This window comes from Methanobrevibacter sp. YE315 (assembly GCF_001548675.1).
GTDB lineage: Archaea > Methanobacteriota > Methanobacteria > Methanobacteriales > Methanobacteriaceae > Methanocatella.
Genome location: NZ_CP010834.1, coordinates 902,195 through 928,576, shown reverse-complemented (window position 1 = coordinate 928,576; position 26,382 = coordinate 902,195). Strand labels below are relative to the sequence as shown.

The 26,382-nt window shown below is 35.1% G+C and carries 4 protein-coding genes; all 4 read right to left on the bottom strand.

Translation table 11 applies throughout. The features are described 5' to 3' along the window. Positions 1-103: 103 nt before the first annotated feature. The 4 genes from TL18_RS03900 to TL18_RS03885 all read right to left on the bottom strand — a co-directional run bounded on the left by TL18_RS03900 (position 104) and on the right by TL18_RS03885 (position 26,320). A complete protein-coding gene (locus TL18_RS03900) occupies positions 104-5,038 on the bottom strand; it encodes an Ig-like domain repeat protein (protein WP_067041619.1) in 4,935 nt (1,644 codons plus the stop codon). Positions 5,039-5,175: 137 nt separating this feature from the next. After that, a complete protein-coding gene (locus TL18_RS03895) occupies positions 5,176-7,386 on the bottom strand; it encodes a hypothetical protein (protein WP_067041616.1) in 2,211 nt (736 codons plus the stop codon). Positions 7,387-7,615: 229 nt separating this feature from the next. Then, on the bottom strand, positions 7,616-17,971 hold the full coding sequence (locus TL18_RS03890) for an Ig-like domain-containing protein (RefSeq protein ID WP_067041613.1): 10,356 nt from the start codon (positions 17,969-17,971) through the stop codon (positions 7,616-7,618). Positions 17,972-18,151: 180 nt separating this feature from the next. Further along, on the bottom strand, positions 18,152-26,320 hold the full coding sequence (locus TL18_RS03885; protein WP_067041610.1) for an Ig-like domain repeat protein: 8,169 nt from the start codon (positions 26,318-26,320) through the stop codon (positions 18,152-18,154). Between the last annotated feature and the right edge of the window lie 62 nt (positions 26,321-26,382).

Below are 26,382 nucleotides of genomic sequence, written 5' to 3'. Positions count from 1 at the left end.
TAGATAAAAAAAATTAATTACTTTAAGTTTTGATATCTACATGAAAAAAATTAAAATAAGGAAAGTTGAATATTTTCTGTCAACCTTCCACAAATAGAAAGAATTAGGATTTAACAGTAATCTTATTTGTAACCGTATACTTATTGTATGTGGCCTTAACAGTGTATGAGCCAGGTTTCAAATCAACAGTCAGATAGGCAAATCCCTTATCATCAGTCTGGATATTATAGGTTTTACCGTCAACTTCCATTTTAACGGTTACACCTACAGCAGGTTTTCCATTAACATCAAAGGCACGCACCTTATAATAGTTGCTGTCGTGATAATACTTGGTTACATCCTTATTCACCATCAGATAGTTGAAGACAAATAGCCTGTTGGTATTTGCCTCACCAGTAACCGGATTGACTGTAGAAATCTGATAGACACCCTGATCAATGTTTATATTCAACCTAGCAATACCGTTAGCCATAGTTTTGACGGTTATTGATTTGTCTCCTATAGTGAATTTGACATCGGTGTTTGCTAAGACCTTACCTTTGGAATCACTGAATATTGCGAAATACTGGTTTCCAGAACCGTACAACTTGTTTAAATCAATGCCCTCAACAGTCCTTAAGATAGTTACTGAGGCTCTTGTGGAAGCCGCATGATACATGTCTGTTTCTTCAAATTTAATTACTGCAGTGTAATTTCCGCTATTCATGTTCAATGGGATTGAAGCCCTACCATTCTTATCTGTGACAGCCTCATAGTCGACCTTGTTGATTCTGATTTTGACAGTTTCACCGACAACAGGTTTTCCTTTAGCGGTCAATAGTGAAATCTCTAGTTTTTCACTGCCGCTGTAATATTTTTCAACATCTTTTGCAGTTAAGACAACATCCAAAAGAGAATCGCTGACTTCAAAAGTTCCGCTACAGGAAGCTTTTGAAAATTCCGCATTTCCGTAATAGTTAGCTTCAAATGAATATGTGCCTTCGCTCAATTTACCCATTACGAATGTGGCCTCACCGTCATCCACAAAAATACTGTATGATTTGCTTGCAATTTTCAAGTCTATATAATCTGAAATTCCAACGCCATCGATTGTTTTCAACTGGATATTGGCAACAACCTTATCATTTGTTCCTACATCATCCACTTCCACTTTAAATACAGATCTTTGCTGGGTTATTTTTAATATGAGAGTAGCATTGCATCCATAATAGTTTTTATCACCATCATACTGGGCAATAACCGTATATTTACCTGTATTTAATGGTGAGATGTACCACATTGAAGATGCTTCACGGATTGGCTTATATCTTGGAGAATAATATCCATCCATGCTGAATAAGACCTGGCCAGTGGCATAATTGCTTAAACTTGCATAGATTCTGATATTTTCATTTAAAAGAACTTCCTGAGTAAACAGGACCATGCTGGATTTCGCTTTGGATATGATGACTGAAGTGGAATTGCTTGAAGAAGCATAATAATTGTCACCCAAGTATGTTGCATTAATTGTATGGGTTCCAACATCAATCCAAGAGAATTTCCAACTTGCAACACCATTTTTGATTTTAGCATCATATGTCAAGTTTTCCACAGCAAATCTGACTATTCCTGTTGCATTTTCATTAAGAGTAGCAGTAACAGCCACATTTCTACCGTAAACAGCATTGTTTGCTTTCACACGAATAGTTGTGGAATATTCGCTTATATAGAATGCTGTATTATAGGTGACACCTGTATAATTAACATTTCCTGCATATTGGATTGTCAAATCATACTTTCCGGCGGTTAATTTTGGCAGTGTGAGAATGCATTGGGAATTCTTAATGGTTTTAGTGTATTCGTTGCCGTTTACATTGAAAATTATCTTACCGGTAGCCCTTTCAAGATTTGAAACTGTGATGACTGTATTTGTTTTTGAAGACAAACCAGTGCATGTGACATTTAAATTTAAATCCGCCTTTGAAACGACAAATGAACTTTTAACTATGCCTGAAGTATATTTATCATTTAAATATGTCGCCTTGACCACATAATTTTTAGCCCTTAAATTAGACATGTTATAAACTGCCTTTCCATCCACAATATCAACTGTTTCATTTAAAAATCCTGAAATGACAAAGTTGACTTTACCTGTTATTCCATTTTCAAAACTGGCTTCAATTAGCTCATCATCACCATAAACGATATCTTTTGTAGACAAGGTAAACTTAATATCGTTTACAGTTAATGTATTTTGAATAGTTACACGGTTATAAGTTGATGTGACATTATATTTGCCAGTAGGCAGATTCAAGGTCAAATAGGCAAAACCGCCATCGTCAGTTGTAATCTTATATTGCTTATCCAATAACTTAACAGTGACAACGGCATCCTTAATCGGAACACCATTTTCTTCGACTAATCTCACAGCATAATCAAAATCGTTATAATTCCAGCCGGTTGAATTTTTACCTAAGAAAATGAATTTGTCAACAACACCTATTGTTGTATTCCAGTTGGAATCCCTATAGAAATCATCACCTTCATAATATACGAAGATAAGATTGGATCCTTTATCAAATTCCACATTGAATTTGGCCACTCCATTTGTAAGGTTTAAGCTGTAATGCCTATAATTGATATAGACTCCAACAGCACCAGTACATGCTTTAGGACTTGTTTTAACTGTTATTGTTCCATTATAATCTTTGTCATTTTGGGTTACAACAACATTTAGTTTAGAAGCGGTTTTCAATACATTGAATGAAGTTGATGCTTTGACAGGATAGAATTTTGAATGGCCGTCATACAAAACTGTGACATTATACCTTCCCGCTTTTAGGTTAGATAATGTTACATTAGTTGAAGAAGCCTCAAGGTAAATTGTTTCATTGTAATCGTTGACAATTAAAATTGCTTCGCCCATCAAACCATCTGGAGTGGTTTTAATATTGATTATTGCATCGGAACCAACTTTAATGCTTTTTGCGGTAACCTTCATTGAGGAATCATACCTATTAACATTAAATGTTGAAGTCACATTTTTCTCATAGTACTTGTTGGTTTCAACAAATTGGAGTTTAACGTCATATTTTCCATCTGCAAAGTTTTTCAAAGGAATGGAAGTGTTTCCATTATACAGGTAAACAATCTTTTTACGTTCCCCATTAATGTATAGGATTGCCTGGCCTTGAACTCCTTTAGGCATTAATGTGGCAATTGCAACTCCATTTTCACCAATCTTAACGTCAGGAGTGCTTAAATACAAGTCTACAGTTTGTTTTTTGATTGTTATCTTTTTATTATAGAATGATTTGAAGTAATTGTCATTTCCTTCATAGGTAACCTTTAAGGTGTACTTGCCCGGCTTTAAGTTATTTATTTCCAGATTGGCTTTTCCATTTGTCAGATTGATTTCATAGGTTTGCTGATCATATTCCACCAAGACGGCACCGTTGACGATTTTGTTATCCTCACCAGCAAGGGAAATATTGATTTTTAGAGTTTCATTGAAGATTATATTATTATTACTTACAACATTAAGGGAAGTTGCCTTTTTGCCTACATCGATGACAACCTCTTTTGAAAAGCTTCCTGAAGTAATGGTCATATAATATTGGCCTTTGTTTTGAGTATAACTGAATTTGTAACTGGTTTTTCCATTGACAAATTCCCTAGTTAATTTTTGGCCGGTTGATGTTTCAAAGGTCACATACAATGACGGGAACAAGCTAAGTTCAGGCACCTGATTTAGGTTATTTGACCATGAAACAATTATTCTTGTAAAATCGCTGATGTTTACCATGGAATATTCCGGAGCTATTTTGAGTGTTAACCAGGTATTGACATTTTCATTATTTATTATTGAACCCGCTTCATAAGGGTTTTCATTAGTGCTCCACCAATTGTTATCCAGTGAAATTGCTTCACCTGCATTGAAATAAACATCACTATAAATGCCTTTGTAAGCTGAATTATCTGTAAACGCATTATAAGTTAAATTCAAGTTTCCGCTATTGTAAATATTTGGAGAACCTATATAATCCTGCTTATTTTTTTCATAAAATGCAGTATTGTTTCTAAATATTGTTCCACGGGCGGTTAAATTACCTGAATTGTATACTGCACCATAAATAAATCTGAAATTGGATTGTTCAATATAGTTATTTTCAATGATTGAATTCAAAATGATAATGTTTCCTGTATTGTAGATTGCTGAACCTTTGGTCTCACGTGTTGCATGTGAATTGGTAATTAAGGAATTTGTTAATGACAATTCACCGTCATTGGCAATTCCTGCACCATATCCGAAATCAACACTTTTAGACTTATCAAATACTGTATTGTCGATTGACAATTTTCCATTATTATAGATTGATCCACCATAGGAGAACAGTCCTGATGTTGAAAATGCAGTATTATTCTCAAAATATGAATCTGTAATAGTCAAATCGCCAAAATTGCTTATTGCTCCACCATAAATGTAGGAGTTTCCATAGGACAAGCAGTTATTGATAAATGAACAGTTATCGATATTGACTGTTGCTTTTTTAATTTCTAAAGCAGCACCATAAACCTCACCATCATATGTGTTGGAGATTGATGTCGGTGCCTTATAGGAATTGACGAATTTTATATTTTTTAATGTTACTTTTACATTATCCTTAATGATGAATATGTAATTTTGATTTTCCCCATCAATGACCGTATTCTTATCACCTATTATGTTGACAGATTTGCTAATGGTCAATTTGGTATTTTTTAAACCTGAATAAACGCCATCAGACAAGTAAATTGTATCATTGTTATTGGCTTTTGAAAATGCCTTGCTGATGGTTTTAAGTGAGGAATCTTTAGAATACCCTTCATTGGAATCCGCTCCATTTATATCATCAACATAAATGGACTTTTGATTAATCGTTAAAACATCATGATGATTGCCATTATCCAAAGACAGAACATTTGTTTGATTAATATCTGCATCACTAGCATTTACCGTTGATATTGCAAACATTAATAGGATAACAGAAATTATCAATATAATTTTTTTGTTTTTCAATTTTATACCCCGTTAACAATATTTATTTGACAATTATTTGTCGATAATGTTTTAAAGTTTGAAAAAGATTATATATAAAAGTATCTAAAAAAGTAGTCTAAAAAAGAGAAAAATTAAAATTAGTCAAAGACTAATTTTTAATCTAAATTTGATTTTTTACGTTTGACTCCAATAAACAACAATACCATAATTGGAATAATGAAAAATATGGATGGAATAAACTTATCAATTTCATTCTTCTTGTCAATCTCGTAAACTTTTTTGCTTACACTTGATGAATCCCCTGCATTTGAAGGATCCGAACTTTTAGTGGTTTTAGATTGACTAGCAAGACCTTCATCACCTTCAGCTGATGGAGTTACATCAGATTCATTTGTATATCGATAGGTACTTTGTCCATTATATGATGTGGTATTTACATTACCATTATCGGTATTGGATTCAATGAAATCCAGCAATAGGTCTCTTAAGGATGTGCGATGAGTACCAGATGAATTTCCTGAAGAAGTGCCTTGTCCACTTCCGGAACCTTGTGAATTATCACCCTTATTATCTCCAGAACTGATACCAGGATTCCACCAGTCATCATCTCCATCATTTGATCCGGATTTATCGGAAGTTCCTGAAATCAACGGATTAAATGCATATGGATTATTTGTTTTTTCACCTGATATCCTTCTACCATCGACATTATTTGATATGCCTTTATTGTTTTCCGGATTATAATTGAATGTATTACCATTATCTACATTATTCTCAAGAGATGCGAAATAATCAAATGCCCTCATAACCCTATTGTTGAAAAATTCCATACCTTTATGTTGTGCAATATCACCATATTTAAATCCACTTTTTGTTGGATCTGCATTAGGATTATATGAAATTAACAGGTTATTGAATATTTTTGAATCAACAGAGCTCAATAAATTCACAGCATAAAAACCATCACTGAATACTGTATTATTCTGAATATTGTATTGGTGGTCACCTGCTGTACTTTGACGATAACTGATACCATATAGATTATCATTTTCAGTAAGCGCACCTACGCTATGAACTTCAATTGTATTGTTATAAATCTGAGAATGGGAATCCTGAGATTCAATACCTGCCACCAATGCCCACTCATGTTCACCGGCCAATCCAGTGACATTAATCCTATTATTAGTAATGGACAATGAAGTTCCACCATAGAAATTTTGAGAGTAAACACCTATATTAGGTCCATTGGAAAATGAATATAAATCATTTTTGGTTATATTTACATTGGAAATAGGGCCTGTAATTTGAATAGGATACGCAGTTCCTGCAGCAAACTTACCTCCAGTTGTAATAATTGAAATATTATTGTAAATTGCTGTCAAATTATTTAGATTATAAATATCCAATCCATAAAGATAATTATCAACTCCAGGGTATGTCAAAAAGTCAGACATGAATATGGAATTATTCGCTATATATGCATTGTCTGATGAAGAAACCAACATACAATCAAGAGAAGGGTATCTGTTTTCGGGCCGTTTATTAACCTCTGAGAAAAGTATATTTCCAATGAATGATAAATTATCGGAATTTTCAATACCTACTGTTAATACTAAATCAGAAGCTAATTCAGCACCATTAGGACCGAATATAATATCTTTAAGAGGTAAAGCTGAACTAATGTTATTATTTTCAATTAGAGCATTATTCGAATTAGATAACTTAACTGCACAGTTATAAACATTTACATCATTATTATGACCTTCAAAGTTTATTCTAGAGTTAACTAATCTAAGGTTTCTTATTGGTTTATTGGAAGTTCCTTCAGCTAAGATACCGTATGCCTCAACATTTGTCGGTACCACATAATTAATATCAAGATTAACCAAATTTGCATTATCAGAATAAACTAATATTCCAGCACCATCATTATTGTCAAATTCGCTGTCCAAATCCATAGTTAAATCCTTTAAAGTTACATTATCTGAATTCAATTCAAATACGGTATTCTTTAAAGTGTATCCGGTTCCACTAATAACCACATTGCTAGCATTAACATTTAATTTACCTAAGTTTTCGAAATTTTCCAAGATAATAAATGTTTTATTTGAATATTGCGGACCTAAAACACCATCTGTAAAATAATCATCTATATTTTGAGAAGTTATATATACAGTTTCATTAACCAATAAATCCGGAACATCGGGAACGACTACATCATCAAAAAGATCAAAATTGAAATTATTTATATCAGATAATATTTCAATTTGACTATTGTTTGATTTTTTTAATGTCTTATTGCAATCAACATCTGCTGCTGAAACAGAAGAAATTAAGAAAATACCGATTAGTAATATTAATCCCAATATCAAATTTCGATTTAGCCTTATATTTTCCACCTCCGTTGAACATGACTATCTAATTGATTATTAAAAACATATTTTTTATTAAATCAAATACGTTTGAAAATCACTTAAAGATAGAAGATAATATGTCCAACATAGTTTATAAAGCTATCCTTAATTTTTTTTAAAATTATATTGAAAAAAAGAAAATTATAATAAAAGAGTTGAACACCCTTTTATTATTTTGAATTTATTTTACAACATTAAGTGTTGTGGTAGCAGTGTAGTTTTTGTATTTTGCATCTCCACTGTATACAACATCTAATGAGTAACTACCAGCAGGCAATTTAGAAATAGTAATTGAAGCACTTCCATCTACAATATTAGCTTTGTAATTATTGCCTTTCACTGAAGTGGAAACTCTACCTGTTGCATCATCAGATAAGGTTACACTGACAATTGAGTAATCTCCATCTGAGTAGTATTTAGCTGTTGCTTTCATTCTGACGTTGTATTTGTTGACGTTGAATTTTACAGTTGTGGATTGGTTTTTGTACTTGTCGTCACCACCGTATTTTACAGCTAAGGAGTATTGACCAGCAGGCAAGTCAGGAATAACAATACTTGCAACACCATCAACAACAGCACCAGTGTAATCAACACCATCAATAGTAATAACAACCTCACCAGCAGCATCACTTGCTAAAACAACATTGACAGTTGCATCATCACCAACTTTAACAGTACGTGCAGTCGCCTTCATAGTTGTGGATTGTTTATTTACATTAAATGTTACTGTAGTGGTTCTGGTTTTATATTTGTCATCTCCACCATATACAACATCAAATGCATAACTTCCATATGGCAAGTCTGGAATGATAACGCTTGCAGCACCATCAACAACAGCACCAGTATAAACAACACCATTAACATCAATAGAAACCTCACCAGAAGCATCACTAGCAAGCACAACATTAACAGTCACATCATCACCAACTTTAACAGTACGTGCAGTCGCTTTAATTGTAGTGGTCTGTTTATTGACATTGAATGTTACTGTAGTGGTTCTGGTTTTATATTTGTCATCTCCACTATATACAACATCAAATGCATATTGACCAACACCTAAATCAGGAATAACAACGCTTGCAGCACCATCAACAACAGTACCAGTGTAAACAACACCATTAACATCAATAGAAACCTCACCAGTAGCATCACTAGCAAGCACAACATTAACAGTCACATCATCACCGACTTTAACAGTACGTGCAGTCGCTTTAATTGTAGTGGTCTGTTTATTGACATTGAATGTTACGGTTGTATTACCTGAATTGTATTTACCATCCCCACTGTATTCAACAGGCAATGCATATTGACCAACACCTAAATCTGGAATAACAATAGTTGCAGCACCTTTTTTGGCAATACCAGTATAAACATTACCATTAACAGAAATGGATGCCTCACCAGTTGCATCTTTAGGCAATACAACATTAACTGTTACATCATTTCCTACTTTAACTGTACGTGCACTAGCCTTAATAGTAGCATCAACTTTAAGAGTATTGAATTTAACAGTAGTAGACAATGCTCTGTATTTGTCATCTCCACTGTATGATACAGTGAATGATTGTGCTCCTGCTTTTGAAATCACTGGAAGTTCAACAGTTGCAGTTCCGTCAACTACATCACCAGTGTAGTCAACGCCGTTGACAGTAATGCTTGCAGTACCTGTTGCATCACTAGGTAAAACAACATTTACAACAGCATTCTCATTAACATGCACATCATCAGCAGTTGCTTTTATACTTGGGTAATATTTGTTTACGTTGAAAGTAATTGGAGCAGTGTTGTTTTCATATTTAGCATCACCACTGTAGATTACATCAAAGTTGTATGTGCCAGCAGGTAACAATGGAGCATAGATAACTGCTTTACCGTTAACAAGCTCAGCAGCATAGTCAACACCATCAACAGTAATGTAAACAGTACCAGTAGCAACACTTTCAGATAAACTTACTTCAATAGTAGCGTTTTGATCAACCCTACCAGGGTGTCCTTTAGCTTTAGTGAATTCCACGGCATTCTTATCAACAGCAAATGAAACACTAGCAACAGCCTCATTGTATTTCTCATCACCAGCATAGACTACATCAGCAGCATATTCACCAGCAACCAAATCTGGAATAACAATAGTTGCAGCACCTTTTGAAACAGCACTAGTATAAACATTACCATTAATAGAAATTGATGCTTCACCAGTTGCATCTTTAGGCAATACAACATTAACTGTTACATTATTTCCTAATTTAACTGTACGTGCACTAGCCTTAATAGTAGCATCAACTTTAAGAGTATTGAATTTAACAGTAGTAGATAGTACTCTGTATTTGTCATCTCCACTGTATGATACTGTGAATGATTGTGCTCCTGCTTGTGAAATTACTGGAAGTTCAACAGTTGCAGTTCCGTCAACTACATCAGCAGTATAGTCAACGCCGTTGACAGTAATGCTTACAGTACCTGTTGCATCACTAGGTAAAACAACATTTACAACAGCATTCTCATTAACATGCACATCAGCAGCAGTTGCTTTCATTGTTGGGTAATATTTGTTTATGTTGAAAGTAATTGGAGCAGTGTTGTTTTCATATTTAGCATCACCACTGTAGATTACATCAAAGTTGTATGTGCCAGCAGGTAACAATGGAGCATAGATAACTGCTTTACCGTTAACAAGCTCAGCAGCATAGTCAACACCATCGACAGTAATGTAAACAGTTCCAGTAGCATCACTTTCAGATAAAGTCACATCAATAGTAGCGTTTTGATCAACCCTACCAGGGTGTCCTTTAGCTTTAGTGAATTCCACGGCATTCTTATCAACAGCAAATGAAACACTAACAACAGCATCATTATATTTCTCATCACCAGCAAAGATTACATCAGCAGAATATTCACCAGCAACCAAACCAGGAACAACAATAGTTGCAGCACCATCTTCAATAGCAGCAGTATAACTAATGCCATCAATAGTAATTGAAACATCACCAGTAACATCATCTCTATCAAATGCTACATTAACGATAACATCATCACCAACTTTGACAGATTCTGCAGCAGCTTCCATAGTAGTATTTGCTTTAAATACAGTAAATGAAACACTAGCAACAGCATCATTATATTTCTCATCACCAGCAAAGATTACATCAGCAGAATATTCACCAGCAATCAAACCAGGAACAACAATAGTTGCAGCACCATCTTCAATAGCAGCAGTATAACTAATGCCATCAATAGTGATGGACACATCACCAGTAACATCCACGTTATCAAATGCTACATTAACAATTACATCATCATCAACTATAACAGACTCTGCAGCAGCATCCATAGTAGTATTTGCTTTAAATACAGCAAATGAAACACTAGCAACAGCATCATTGTATTTCTCATCACCAGCATAACTTACATCAGCAGAATATTCACCAGCAACCAAACCAGGAATAACAATAGTTGCAGCACCGTCTTCAATAGCAGCAGTATAACTAATGCCATCAATAGTAATTGAAACATCACCAGTAACATCATCTCTATCAAATGTTACATTAACGATTACATCATCACCAACTTTGACGGATTCTGCAGCAGCTTCCATAGTAGTATTTGCTTTAAATACAGCAAATGAAACACTAGCAACAGCATCATTGTATTTCTCATCACCAGCATAACTTACATCAGCAGAATATTCACCAACAACTAAACCAGGAACAACAATAGTAGCAGCACCATTCTCAATAGCAGCAGTATAACTATTGCCATCAATAGTGATGGACACATCACCAGTAACATCCACTTTATCAAATGTTACATTGACAATTACATCATCACCAACTTTGACGGATTCTGCAGCAGCTTCCATAGTAGTATTTGCTTTAAATACAGTAAATGAAACACTAGCAACAGCATCATTGTATTTCTCATCACCAGCATAGACTACATCAGCAGAATATTCACCAGCAACTAAACCAGGAACAACAATAGTAGCAACACCGTCTTCAATAGCAGCAGCATAACTATTACCATCAATAGTGATAGACACATCACCAGTAACATCCACTTTATCAAATGTTACATTAACGATAACATCATCACCAACTACAACAGACTCTGCAGCAGCATCCATAGTAGTATTTGCTTTAAATACAGTAAATGAAACACTAACAACAGCATCATTGTAGTTTCCATCACCAGCATAGACTACATCAGCAGAATAATCACCAGCAACTAAACCAGAAACAACAATAGTAGCAACACCGTCTTCAATAGCAGCAGCATAACTATTACCATCAACAGTGATAGACACATCACCAGTAACATCCACTTTATCAAATGTTACATTAACGATAACATCATCACCAACTACAACAGACTCTGCAACAGCATCCATAGTAGTATTTGCTTTAAATACAGTGAATAGAGCATTAGCATTACTATCTAAGCTGTAAATGCTGTCAGGTGTGAAAGTAGCAGTTACTTCGTAATCTTTAGCAGCTAAACCAGGGATGATTGCAGTGCCTTGACCTTCGGAAGTAATGTTTACTGTGTAATCAGTACCATCAATGGATACAACGATTGTACCAGTTGCTTTAGGATTGAATTCAACATTGACTATAGCATCTTCACCATAAGTGATATTTTCTACGGTGATTGCTAAATCAGAGGTAATTGGATAGTTGTTTTCTACAATGTTGGTTTCACTAGCAGATTTAACAGCGCTGTCACCTTTTAACTCACTAGCAATTAATAAGTTATCGGTTACGTTGTTTCCTGTTTTTGTTTTCAAGTCCACAGCATAATCGCCAGTAGTGGTAATGTTGTTTGCTTTAATTACATTGTCATTTGAGTTAACGGTTACAGTAGCGTTCACATCATTGCCGATGAAAGTAACACCAGCACCACTGATAGTTACTGCACCACCGAAAGTGTTGTTTTCAACAACAGCATTTTTACCACTGATAGTAGCGGTAGTAGCAATAGTGTTGTCATAAGCAATAGCACCAGCGCCGCTGATAGTAGCGGAAGCAGCAGTGTTGTTATAAGCAACAGCACTTGCACCAACAGTAATTGCTTTTCCAACAATGTTATCATAAGCGACTGACTCTTTACCAGTAGACAAAGCACCAGTTACATTGTTATTGTAGATAATTGAACCGGCTTGAGCGTTTAAACCAGAACCATCGGTCATGGTGTTTCCAATATATGTGTTGTTGTATGGGTTTGTACCGCCGAATGAAGTACTGATTGAAGATTTGTACAATGTATTGTTTTCAATTAAGTTGTATTGACCTTCTACCATAAGACCCACAGAAATAGCAGAACCTTCTTTACCATAAATCCTATTGTTAGTAACTTTGTTGTAATTGTTTAAAGGTACACCACTAGGAGCGCCAGGAATATTGAATGTGTTTAAGTAGATTAAGTTTCCAACGTTTCCTTCAGCTTTAACAGTACAATTGTCAATAGTACAGTTGGTTGTCCAAGACATTGTGAAAGTGGTTGATCCACCGTTGTTTCTTGTGTACAAGTAACTGTTTTTGAGGATTACATTGGTTGAGTTTTCTCTGATACTGGTTGCTCCTACTCCGGAACCTACTCTTTGGTCTTCAACAACTACACTGATGTTGTCTAAAACAACATTATGGGTATTTGCAATCCATACTTGAGTGTTGTGGAAGTAGATACCGGTTACATTGGATCCTGAACCACCAGTAGTTACAGCAAAACTGTTACCCGGACTTTCACCAAGTAAACTACCTGCAGTAGTGTTCAAGTCAACATAAGCATCATGAGTAGTTGAAATGATGTTTACAGGCTTGTTAACGTTCATCTGAACAATAATATTAGTATCAGGATTGATTATGCTTCCTTGGAAGTCTAAAGTAGCTCCATCAGGGATGTAATCAAATAATTTACCATTATCAGCTTGATTGAAGTAATATAAGTAAGTATCTTGAGTTACAACACCATCAGCAACATACAGCACAGCAGTATTGCTACTTGAAGCAAAATCAGGACCATTATAGGTGGCATTAACAATATTTTCACCAATTTCTAAGTCTTCAGCAGGAATCTCTTTAACTGAAACACCATCAATCAATTCGACTTCATAAGATTTGCCGTTTACTTCAATAGTAACGGTACCTGTAGCATTAGGGACAGTTACAGTGACAGTAGCATCAGAACCGGTCCAAACCGGATCGGCAGCTACAGTAACATTTGCTAAAGGTTTTGCTGGAAGGTTATCTTTTACAACATTTCCAGTTCCTGATCCGATGTATACGGAATCATCACCCATTAAATCAGTGGATACAAGATAGTTTTCAGTGATTACTGCATCATCTGCTGATTTGAGTGAAACAGCATAATGACCTTCAGTGAAAATTGTATTGTTGGTTATTTTAAAGTCTGAATTTATACCTGATTGGGCATAGCTGATACCAAAGATATAGTTGTCTTCAGCATAATCGCCAATGTTATATGTGTAGATTGTATTGTCTTCGATTACAACATCACCAGTCTGCACTTCAATACCTGAAACAAGGCCAGTATTATAGGCACTGGTAGCCAAACCGGTTACATTAATGAAGTTGCCTATAATTCCCACATCACAAGGTGATCCCATATTGGATGGGAAGTAAATCGCAATGTTAGGTCCATTGGAAACTGTAGTAATGTTGTTTGCAATAATTTCAAAGTCAGAAGCTACAGCCTGAATGGCGTAAGCTGCGCCTGCATTATCCTTACCTCCTGTAGTGGACAAGTTGAAATTGTTGTTTGAGATTGTTAAATCTTCATCATAGATAATTTCCATTGCATATATGTAGACATCCTTATTGGCAGGTGTGAAAGTGTCAATCATTGAAATGTTATTGCCGTCAATTAAACCGCTGGATTTTGCAACATACATAGCCTGGAAAGTAGGAGTAGTGGTATCCAAGTGATTGGTTGTTACATCCAGGTTGTTGTCTGTAAATTCAAAGTCTTCAGCACCATTGATTCTAATACCATTGACAGCGCTTAATCCCATCACATAGTATTCATGCTCATAAATATCAGCTAAAAATGCCGGAATGACAGCAGTGATATTGTTGCCGCTGATTACAAGGCCGATAATAGGATCGGCATCATAATCAAAGAGGCTTACGCCTGAGTTTACGCAAATCGCATTGGACACATCATCTACTGTGTATTCATCTACTGTGCTTTCGAAGTATATGTCGTTATTCAAGATTTGAACGCCGTTAGCACCAGAATATAAGTTAATTGCATTTGCAGCTTCAGAGACGACATATGTAATGTTCATGTTTGAAATGATTGCATTTTCACCAGCGATATCGATTAAATTACCTAGATTGCTATTTGCAACTAAAGTCATAGCATCTAAAGTAACATCACTGCCCGCAATAATGAATCCAATGTCATTTAACACGGCATTATCGCCAGTGATTGTTAAAGGTCTGTCAATGCAAATGAAAGATGCCAAATCAGATGTGAAATCGCCTTGGAATATTAACTCATCAAATTCAACTGAATCCAACAGGTTGCCGTATTCATCGAAGAAATCAAAGAAATTATCCTTGGTTACAATATTTAAACTAGATGGTGGGAAATTATCCCCAATCTCTACATCTTCACAATCACCAGGATTAATAGAATCATCACCAACCAAATCATGAGCGTATAATGTATTTCCATTAGCAATTAAATAATCTGCATCAATTACAGAAATTGTGTATTTACCTTCTGTATAAACGGTATTGTTTTGAATATCAAATGAACGGTCACCATACATCCATTGGGCATAGCTTATGCCGTACATGTAATTTGCATCTCCATAATCATTTACATTATATGTATAAATGGTGTTGTTGTAGATTTTTGCATCACCGTTCTGGATTTCAATACCTGATACCAATGCCCAAGAACCAGATTCAGATGCTGATCCGGTTACATTGATGAAGTTGTCTTCAATAAAAAGCACTGAATTCCCACCGAACATACTTGCAACATAAATTCCTAAGTTCGGACCATGGGATATGCTTGTAATGTTGTTTCCTTTAATGATTACTTCTGATTCAACGCCTTGGAATGCATATGCTGTTCCGGCGGCATCTTTACCACCTTTAGTGGACATATTGAAGAAATTGTTTGTGAATGTTACATTAGTATTGTATCCGAAGTCGATTCCATACAGGTAATTGTCCACTCCTTCAGGGGTCATTTCATCAATCATAAGGATGAAATTATTGTCAATTAATGAATCGTGGCAGCCTATGATGAAGATTGATTGGATTGTAGGGAACGCTGCAGAATAGTTATTTGTTGTTGAATTAATCATATTGTTAGTAAACATAAGATTGCCGCAGTCTTTGAGCCTTACTGGGTTTACATTGTTTGAACCCATCATATAATAATCCTCATCATAAGTATTTACATAAACACATGGCAATTTTGTTGTAATATTATTGTTGTCGACAACAACATCATTAGTGTCAACAAGCTGAATTGCTATACCTTTCACCTCATCTGAAGTTACATGACTTTCAAAGTATATTATGTTATCTAAAATTTCTGCACTGTTTACTTGATATAAATCAATTGCAATAGCTTCTTCACCTGCAGGAGCTTCATAAAATATGTTTAGATTAGTTAAACTAATTTCATCTGCATCATAAGCATAAATTAAACTACCTAAAGCACTATTTGCAATGAATGTTAAATCATTTAAAGTTACTTCACTGGAAAGAATAGTTATGGCCATATCATTTAATACAGCACCATCACCTGTAATGGTAATTGGGCTTTCAAGATTTATTCTATCAACAAGATTGCTGAATTCACCTTGGAATATCAATTCATCGAAAGTGACTGAATCAAGTAAGAAACCGTCTTCATCAAAGAAATCGAAGAAGTTTTCTGGAGTTACAATATTATCAGAAGTGTCAATGCCAGTATTATCTTCAATGATTGTATTTCCACTTGCATCCACAATGTATACTGACTCATCACCCTCCAATAAAGAAGATGCCAATGAATTGCCGGTGATTGTAGTATCCTGTGCTTTTAGTATATAGATTGTGTATTTACCTTCAGTTTCAACAGTGTTATTTTGAATATCATAGCAATGATTATCTCTTAAACCCTGTGCATAGCTGATACCATAAACATTATCTCCTTCCACATATGTTCCGGTTATTGATCTTGTTTTGATGGTATTGTTATATACCCTTGCCACATTGTCCTGCAATTCAATGCCTGAAACCAAACCCCAATTATCTGAAGTTGGAAGGCCTGTTATGTCAATGTTATTGTTTTGAACGGTTATTTCAGTATCCCCAAAATAGTTTTGGGAAAAGATACCTAATGCAGGGCCTGCACAGTTAGAATATAAATCATTTCCATCAATCACAACATCTTCATAAGGTCCTGTGAGTTGGATAGGATATGAAGTACCTGCATTTTCAGCACCACCGTCAGTTTCGACACTGATTTTATTGTATTGCACCAAAACGGAATTTGAGTAGTACATGTCCAATACATTAAGGTAATTTGCTTCACCTACACCAATTACAAAATCAGTTTCGTTGAATGTATTGCCAATGATATTTAAACCTTCACAGCTTTCAATCATTACACAATCTAATGTAGGACGATCACCATTACGGTCAATTACATTTGCAATGAATGTATTGTTAATGATATCGATTTCACTGGAATCTTTTATTCCTGTATTCAATACCAAATCAGTATCAAGACCAGGATTTCCTTTACCATAATCAACGTTAAGTATAGGCAAGTTTGCCCTGATAACGTTTCCTTCAACAAGACCTTCCTGAGAATCGATTATTTTCATTGCATATTCATAATTCTCTTCAAGGCTTGATCCTGTGAAATTGACATCACAGTTCAAAATTTGGAAATTAATTGCCCCATTCATATAAATGGCATATGCATCATAGCTGTCGCCTGGTGCATAGTCAATTGTCAACCCGTCAAGAACAGTATTTTCGCCACTTACATATATAAGAGCTCCATCATTATCATCGAATTCGACATCATCAGCTATTAAAGTCAAATCTTTTAGACTAACATCACCGGCAGAAATGGTAATTCCCATATCGTTTAAGACAGCACCATCACCAGTGACATCAACAGACCTATCAAAGACTAAATATTCAGTCAAATCAGAAAATTCACCGCGTAATATCAATTCATCTGCAGTAACGGTATCTAACAACTTACCTTCATCATTAAAATAGTTATAAAAGGTATCTTTAGTAATTACTGCACTATCCTCGCTTAAAATTTCCTGATTAGAAGATTTAAGCTTGGTTACATTTTCACCGACAGCAACATCTTCAGTTGTGATAGCACCATCCGTGATTAGTCCATCGTCAAGTGGAGAAGCAAATTTTAAATCTCCACTGTCTTGTGCAACTGCCATATCATCGACAGCCGTATTATCCGCCGCACTTGCGGCACCTAAAGTTAAGACAGCCAGCAGGATCATGCTGACCAATAAAATTTTATTAAATTTCAAAAGTATACACCTAATAATTTAATTAGCATATTCAATAAAACATGAATAATATTCCTATATATATTATAAAGTAATATTTATAATTATTCAGTGAAATTTGATAAGTAAAAAAATGAAAAAAAAGTTCAAAAAAATGATTAAAAAAAATAAGAAAAAATAGAGAAATTAATCTCTATAATTTTAACTTACCTTAAAGCTAGTGGTTGTTGTGGCATTAGTATATTTAATGTTGCCCGCATATGTTACAACCACCTTGTGAGTGCCTTTTTGTAAACCGGAAATGCTAAGAGATACCTTACCAGAATTGATTTTTTCACGATGCTCAACACCGTCAACATAGATTCTTACATTACCCGGAGCATCCTTAGCTATACTAACGGAAATCAAAGCATCTTTTCCGTATTTAATATTTCCAGCAGTAACTGACAATCCAGGTGAGAGCTTGTTGACATTGAAAGTTGTTGTGGCTATTGACGGAGCATACTTGACATTTCCAGCATATTTTGCAGTAACGTTGTGAAGGCCTGATTTCAGATTTGGAATTGAAACGCTGGCCTTTCCTGAAGCAAGTTTTGCAATGTAAGTTGTTCCATCAACGATGAACCTGACGTTTCCAGGAACATCACTAGGCAGATTTACTGAAATTGTAGCATTCTCACCATAATAGATATCACTGACTATCGGAGTAATATTCAATGAATTTCTACCTACATTAAATGTAGTGGATATGGAAGCTGGATTATACTTGACATTACCCGCATAGCTCACGGTAACCTCATAGGTACCTTCGCTTAAGCCAGTCAAAATTGAAACGGCCTCACCTGAAACGATTTTGGAACGGTAAATGGATCCACCAATCACAAACTTGATGTTACCAGGAACATCACTAGGCACATTAACTGTGATGACTACATTTTCACCATATTTGACATCAGGAACACTAACAGTCATATCCAAATCATGTTTTGATACAATAAAGCTAGTAGATGCAGAAGCCGCATTATACTTGACATTACCCGCATAGCTTACAACAACACTATGAGTACCAGATTTCAAACCGGCAACACTCAAAACAGCCTTACCAGAAGTAATTTTAGACTTTTGGGAACTGCCATCAATAGCAAAATTGATGTTACCCGGAACATCACTAGGCACATTAACAGTAATAACCTCATTCTCACCATACATGATATCCTGCGCTTTTACATTAATATTCAAATCATGTTTTGATACAATAAAGCTAGTAGAAGCGGAAGCCGCATTATACTTGACATTACCCGCATAGCTTACAACAACACTATGAGTACCAGATTTCAAACCGGCAACACTCAAAACAGCCTTACCAGAAGTAATTTTAGACTTTTGGGAACTGCCATCAATAGCAAAATTGATGTTACCCGGAACATCACTAGGCACATTAACAGTAATAACCTCATTCTCACCATACATGATATCCTGCGCTTTTACATTAATATTCAAATCATGTTTTGATACAATAAAGCTAGTAGATGCAGAACCCGCATTATACTTGACATTACCCGCATAGCTTACAACAACACTATGAGTACCAGATTTCAAACCGGCAACACTCAAAACAGCCTTACCAGAAGTAATTTTAGACTTTTGGGAACTGCCATCAATAGCAAAATTGATGTTACCCGGAACATCACTAGGCACATTAACAGTAATAACCTCATTTTCACCATATAATATGTCATTGGCAGTGACCTTTATGTTCAAAGTATGCTTATTCACTTTGAAAGTAGTGGAAGCTGATTCTGAAACATATTTGGAATCCCCTCCATAAGTTGCGGTTACACTATGACTACCGGACTTTAAGCCTGGAACAACAAAAGTGGCTTTGCCTGAACTGATTTTAACAGTGTAAACAGCACTATCTACAGTAATTTTAACGTTACTGATAGCGTCATTGGCCATACTGACCGAAATTGTGGCGTTTTCTTCATATAGGATATTGTCTGCTGAAACTGTAATCCTTGGAGATGCTTTAATTACATTGAAGTTAGATGAAATCTCCTTGGAATTATACTTACCATCTCCAGAATATGAAACCACTACAGTTTTATCGCCATAAGTGAAACTGGCGATCCTGACAGTTGCCTTACCCTTAACAAGATCTGCAGTTGCAGTTTTGCCATCACATGTGACAGTGACTGTTCCTGTTGCATCTGAATTGGCCACTACATTAAAGTCCACTGAGTCTCCAACACAAACTTCATCATTGAAATTGACAGTTAATTTAGGAGTGATTTTGTTTACGGTAAAGATTTTTGTATATGAAATCGGCAGGTATTTTTCATCACCTGAATAGGAAAATACTGCAGATTTTCTGCCTGCAGCTAAATCAGGAACGGAAATTGTTGTTCTGCCTTTAACCACATTAGAGGAGTAGGTTTCATTATTTATAGTAAGTTCTACAGTGCCTGTAGCATCATTTTTTGAAAATGTGATATTGAATACAGCAGTATCCCCTACATTAATGTTCTGCAGAGGAATGGTCATTGTTGTTTTAATTTTGTTTACATTGAATTTAACGGTTTTTGAATTTGCCATATAGTTATCATCATCTGAATAGCTGACAGTTGCGGTTTTGCTGCCGCTTGATAATCCTGAAACCACAATAATTGCCTTGCCGTTAACCACACTTGAAGAATAAATGTTGTTTTCCAAATTAACGTAAATGTTACCTGAAGCATCGCTAGGCAGACTGGCAATGTTAAAGACAGCATCATCACCAACATTAATATCGGCGATATTGACTGTGAAAGTAGTCAGATTCATACCGACAGAAAGGGCGTTAACTTTACTATCAGCATCATATTTCAAGTTTCCTGAGTAACTGATGGTTGCATTGTAATTTCCACGTTTTAAACCAGAAATGCTGACAGTGGCCCTACCATTACTTACACTAGCTGTGCCCCTTTTACCGCCGACATCAACGGTTACAGTACCTGTAGCATCAGAAGGTAAAACCGCATTAAATGTAGCTTTTTGACCATAGTTAATGTTTGAATTAGTCACATTCATGTATGGATTGTATTTGGAAACGCTGAACTCGGCATTTTTGACTGCTGTTGTATATCTCATATCGCCCGGATAGATTACGTTGACAGTATAATCATCAGCAGGCAGATTGGAAATTCTTTGAGTTGCAACGCCATCATTGACATCAACTGAATAGGTTTCGCCATTGACAACAATGTTGACGGCTCCGGTAGCATTTTCATTCAATGAAACAGTAATGACTTCATCATCACCCACATGGATATCATTAACGTTAATGCTTAATGAAGGATTTTTCAGATTTGCATTTGTTAATGCATAAACTTTATCTAGGCTATTGACATAGATTGTACCTTGGCTATCCATAACAGGAGTTCCAACAATATTATTATTCAAATTAGCTTTCCATAAGATGTCTCCTTCACTATCCAATGCGTAGAATACATTGCCTGAAGCAAAGTAGACCTTATTGTCTTCTCCTATTAATAATCCTGAAGTAACGGTTAAATCCGTGAATTTAGTTTCACTGCCGTCCAAAATGTCATAACGATATAATACGCCTTTTGCATTAACAGAATATAAACCGATTTCCGTGTCCAAGAACAATTGACTGCCGACACCTCCAGTAACCCTAGTGGACCATAACTGACTGCCATCATCATTCAATGCAACAATGGAATTGGACAAGAATGTAAATATGACATTTCCATCACCTACTACTGAATTTCCACCGTTTATTGTTCCGGATTTTGAAGATTGAACAGTTCTTGATGAAACATCAACTATCTTGATTGAATCATAACATGGAACAGCAACCAAATCATCACTGATTAATGTAGGTGCTGCTGATGGAGTTGAACCTAACGGAATTAATATTGGATTTCCACCGTTTTCCCATATATTATATGGAATAATTACCAAGTAGGATCCACCTTGTTCCTCACCAGAGATGTAGATGTTTCCATCTGCATCAACAATCGGTGCAAACAGGCTTGATCCTTGATAGAGATTTGCATGACCGTATCTTTGACCGGTAGTTTGATTGATGAAATATAGTGTATCTTCGGATTTTGGTGAAATGATTACATCACGACTGATGGCTATTCCTGAAAAGTTCGCACCGGCGTCATCTGATATGTAATTCCATCTGCCCTGTCCGTTGCTCTTAAAGGAGTATATTCCGTCAACTGTTGTAACATAAACATTTCCTTCACTGTCAATTGCCAGATTTCCACTGATTTCATCAACTGATGCAGACCATTTGATTTTACCGTTTGTTGTAGTTTCATAAGGTGATTTACCTGTATGACTTAAATCTCCACCTTCATTTGCCCATTGAGGAGCATTCCAATCGGATACCTCGAATGTAGCTGACCTTGTGGTTGTTACATAATTGTTTCCTGTGTATTTTGCTTTAATTGTATAAGTTCCAACAGCTAAATCAGAGTATGTTAATGTGACCAATCCTGAAGATGGAACATTTTTGGTTTCAGACCTGATGCCTATGATTGTTAATGTTCCTCCACTTCTTGCAGGAAGCCTGATTTCAGCTATTGCATCTCTTCCTACTTTGATATTATTAACATCAATTGTAAAGTCAAGGTTTGCTTTAGCAACATTATATGTTGTGTTGCCTGAAGCGTTTTTATAATTGTTATCTCCTGGGTAATATACTTCTACGAGTTTGTTATTGCCTGCACTTACTCCAGGGATTGTAACTGTTGTTCTTCCACTAGCCAATTCACCTGTTGCAGTTATTCCATCAATTGTTACTGTCACATTACCTGTGGTTGCTGTGTTTGACCTTACATTAACGACAGTGTCCTCACCATAGGTAATGTCTGAAACTGTAATTGTTAAGGCAGGTGTCAGTTTACCAACTTCAAATGAGAATTCGTCTTCGCTAGGCAGGTATTTCGCATCACCATTATAAACAGCTTTAATTACATAATCGCCTCTTTTTATTTTGCTGATTACATAATTGTCATTGACATCGATTGTGGCTTTCTTTACATCATTGACATAAACATCAATAGTTCCTGTTGCATCGTTAGGCACAGTGAATGTAAATGTGACATCATTATTTAAGACAATATCTCCTGCAGATATTTCAATTGTTGAATCAATTTTATTTACAGTCATATTAGCTGTTTTTAAAGTGGATTTGTAATTATCATCACCTGTGTAATTAGCTTCTATAGTATAATTGCCTGCTGCAAGACCTGAAATTGCAAATATCGCTTTTGAGTTTGAAATTGCTTTTGTTTGGGTAACATTTCCTACCTTAAGCCTAATTTGACCTGTAACTCCAGAGTTGACATTTACGACAATCCTTGCGTTGCTTCCCACGGTAATGTCTTGTGCATCGATTGACATTTCAGGTGTGGATTTGGCAAATGTAAAGTTGATTGTAGCGCTTTTTCCATTGAAAGACCCTGTAAGAGAGCCACCATCTCTGCTATTTAAGGTATAATAAACAAGAGCCATTCCATTTTCAACTGTGACTTTGTTATCAGAACAGACTCCATTTACTGCAGTTAAATCCAAATCAAAGCTTGGTAAATTTACACCATCATAATTTGTTATATTTCCTTCATTATCTATTTGAGTGAATGAGAACTGGACTGGGACGGCTTTATTAAGTTCAGCTTCATTGCTTAAAGATGATACATTTAATATCAGCCATGTTTTTGCAGGATCCCAACCATTCGGCAATTGATTTGACTTAGGATATACCTTTAAAGCAGGTTTGGTCAAGTTATCAGGAGTGTTTCCCCACCAATTATTATTGGCAGTCAATTTTTTAAGATGGGAATCACCACCATTAATGATTACATGATTATCGTTTTCATATGAATTATTTAAGAAGATTGAATCTCTGACCAACAATGAACCTGAACTAATATAAATAACTGAGGCATATTTGCCCGTATCTGTATTGTTAATGAATTTACAAGATTGAATGGCTACACTACAACTATCTTCCGTATATATTCCTGAAGCCCTATTTGTCTGTTTATTTCCAATGAATGTACAGTCTATAATATTTGCCTTATTCTTCTTAACATCTATACAACCATTATAAACAGTGTTGTTAATGAAAATTAAGTTTTCAACCTCAAACTTTGTTGTTTGAGTCTTATACTTCAATATACTGCCATATAAAGTATATGTTGCTATATTATTGGTGAAAATTGAAGACTTAATGGAAATTGAATTGGCTATAATGAATGAACCTTCCTTATTATTATTGAATATTAGATTTTCACCTTCTACAATACCATCAGCTTCAATGTGTGCCTTATATTGATTATTTTCAAATGTACATCCATCAAATATTAAAAATCCTGAACTTGACTGATTGATAAGTCTATTTTTAGAACTTGATCCGTATTTGGAATTTTTAAAGGTAACATTTTCAAACTTGACATCACCGTTAGTGATTTTGAATGCATTTCCTGTGACAGTTATGGCTGCATTGTTTTCAGCAACAATTGTCAAATTGTAGTTGATTACTAAATTGGCTTCGCCAAATGTTCCATCTATGAGAACAATATTTTCGGTTGCGGTTGCAAGTTCGATTGCTTTAGATAATGTCTTAACTGCTTTGCTTCTAGTCAACCCATTATTTGCATCATTACCATTTTTTTGTGATACAAAAATGAATGTTTTTGCAATACCTGCAGAAACCTCGTTACTTTTACTGTTTGATATAGATGGCATTACATAAACTCGAGCAGTATTGCCTTTTCCAAGATTTAATTCAAAATCCCTACTGGAAACAGTTGTATTATACACTCCATTTACATAAACATCATATGTAGATTTATCTAAAATGTCCGCATCAAAGGATGTAGGATTTTTCAATGCAGCATCCAAATGGAAAGTTACTATTCCATTGACTGGATCATCAGCGGTAAGTTTGAGCTTTTGATATACCAATGAATTGTTATAATAATAGTTATCCCTGATTTCTGCGGTGGATCCTGTTGCTACCCTAACGTCCAATACGTCTCCAACACGAGTATGGTTGATGAATTGATTTCCTATAATTTTTACATCTGGAGAACCGTAGCTGAGACCACCGTTAATAGCACAGATTGCAGTACCGATAGAAGCACTGTTTTTTATAAATACAGAATTATATACTTCAAGACCCCCTTCATCCATAAGGGATATTGCTCCTCCACGACCGGTACCACTAGTTGACAATTCGTCCAATCCCCAACAGAGGTTTTCATTGTTTTCAAATAGACATTCTTCAATACGTATGTATGGAGCATGGAGATATTTACAAGCACCAATAGCACCACCACCATTATTAGTAGTACAGTTGTTACCTATAAACCTAGTGTTGTAAATCTGTAAGTAACTATAGGTATATAATGCACCACCATTCCAACCTGCTAGATTATCTATAAAGTCGGAATCATATATGGTAGTGTTAGCACCACCATGAGTATGTATTGCACCAGCCCACCAGAAAGCACTATTTTTATAGAAAGTACTATTATTAACAACTAGTACCCCACAGTTATTAATACAACCAGGTTCGGTTTTAGCATAGTTACCTTCAAAGTAACAGTCGTTAACCTGCATAGAAGCACTAGTACATGTGCCGGTCGGATCATCCTTAGGGTAATATATACTTACGCAACCAAAATCAGTAGTACAATTAATAAAAGTACAGTTTTCTAAAACTGCAGTACCTTTCTTAAGATAAACGATACTAGAATGACCTAGATTAGTGGAAATATTATGGAAATAACAATTTTTAATTAAATTTGCTGAATTACCACCCATCTGTAAAAATACTCCATCCGGCTGATAACCTGTACCAATCCATTTGAATTCAATATTTTCTAAAGTAATGCCGATGCCATTATCATCTTCCACTTTCATTGCAGTGTATGTAATATTGCCAGCATTAGGAGAAGTATCTCCAATATATGCACCAGTATTACCTATGATTTTTACATTATTCTTTATTAAAATCTGATAACTGGAATCACTTATACTATCAGGATAATAATTTGTATTTTCTTTCAACTTCAATGTGTAATCCTTATCATTCAAGGAACAGTAATACTGTAAATCGTTCCAATCATTTACAATTATTTCATTATTACTGTCATTTAACGTAGATTCATCAATATTTGATTTTAAATATTGATTTGAATCAACACTACCAATATCATCAATTAAATCATTATCAGCAGCTTGAGTAACATTATTATCATCTAAATCAGCAGCTGAAATAGAATTTAATGAAATTAACAATATCAATAGTGCTATTACTATCAAATATATTTTATTAAATTTCATTTCATCAACCCTAAATAAAAATTTATTCAAATTCTATATATGTTGACAAATATATATAAAGT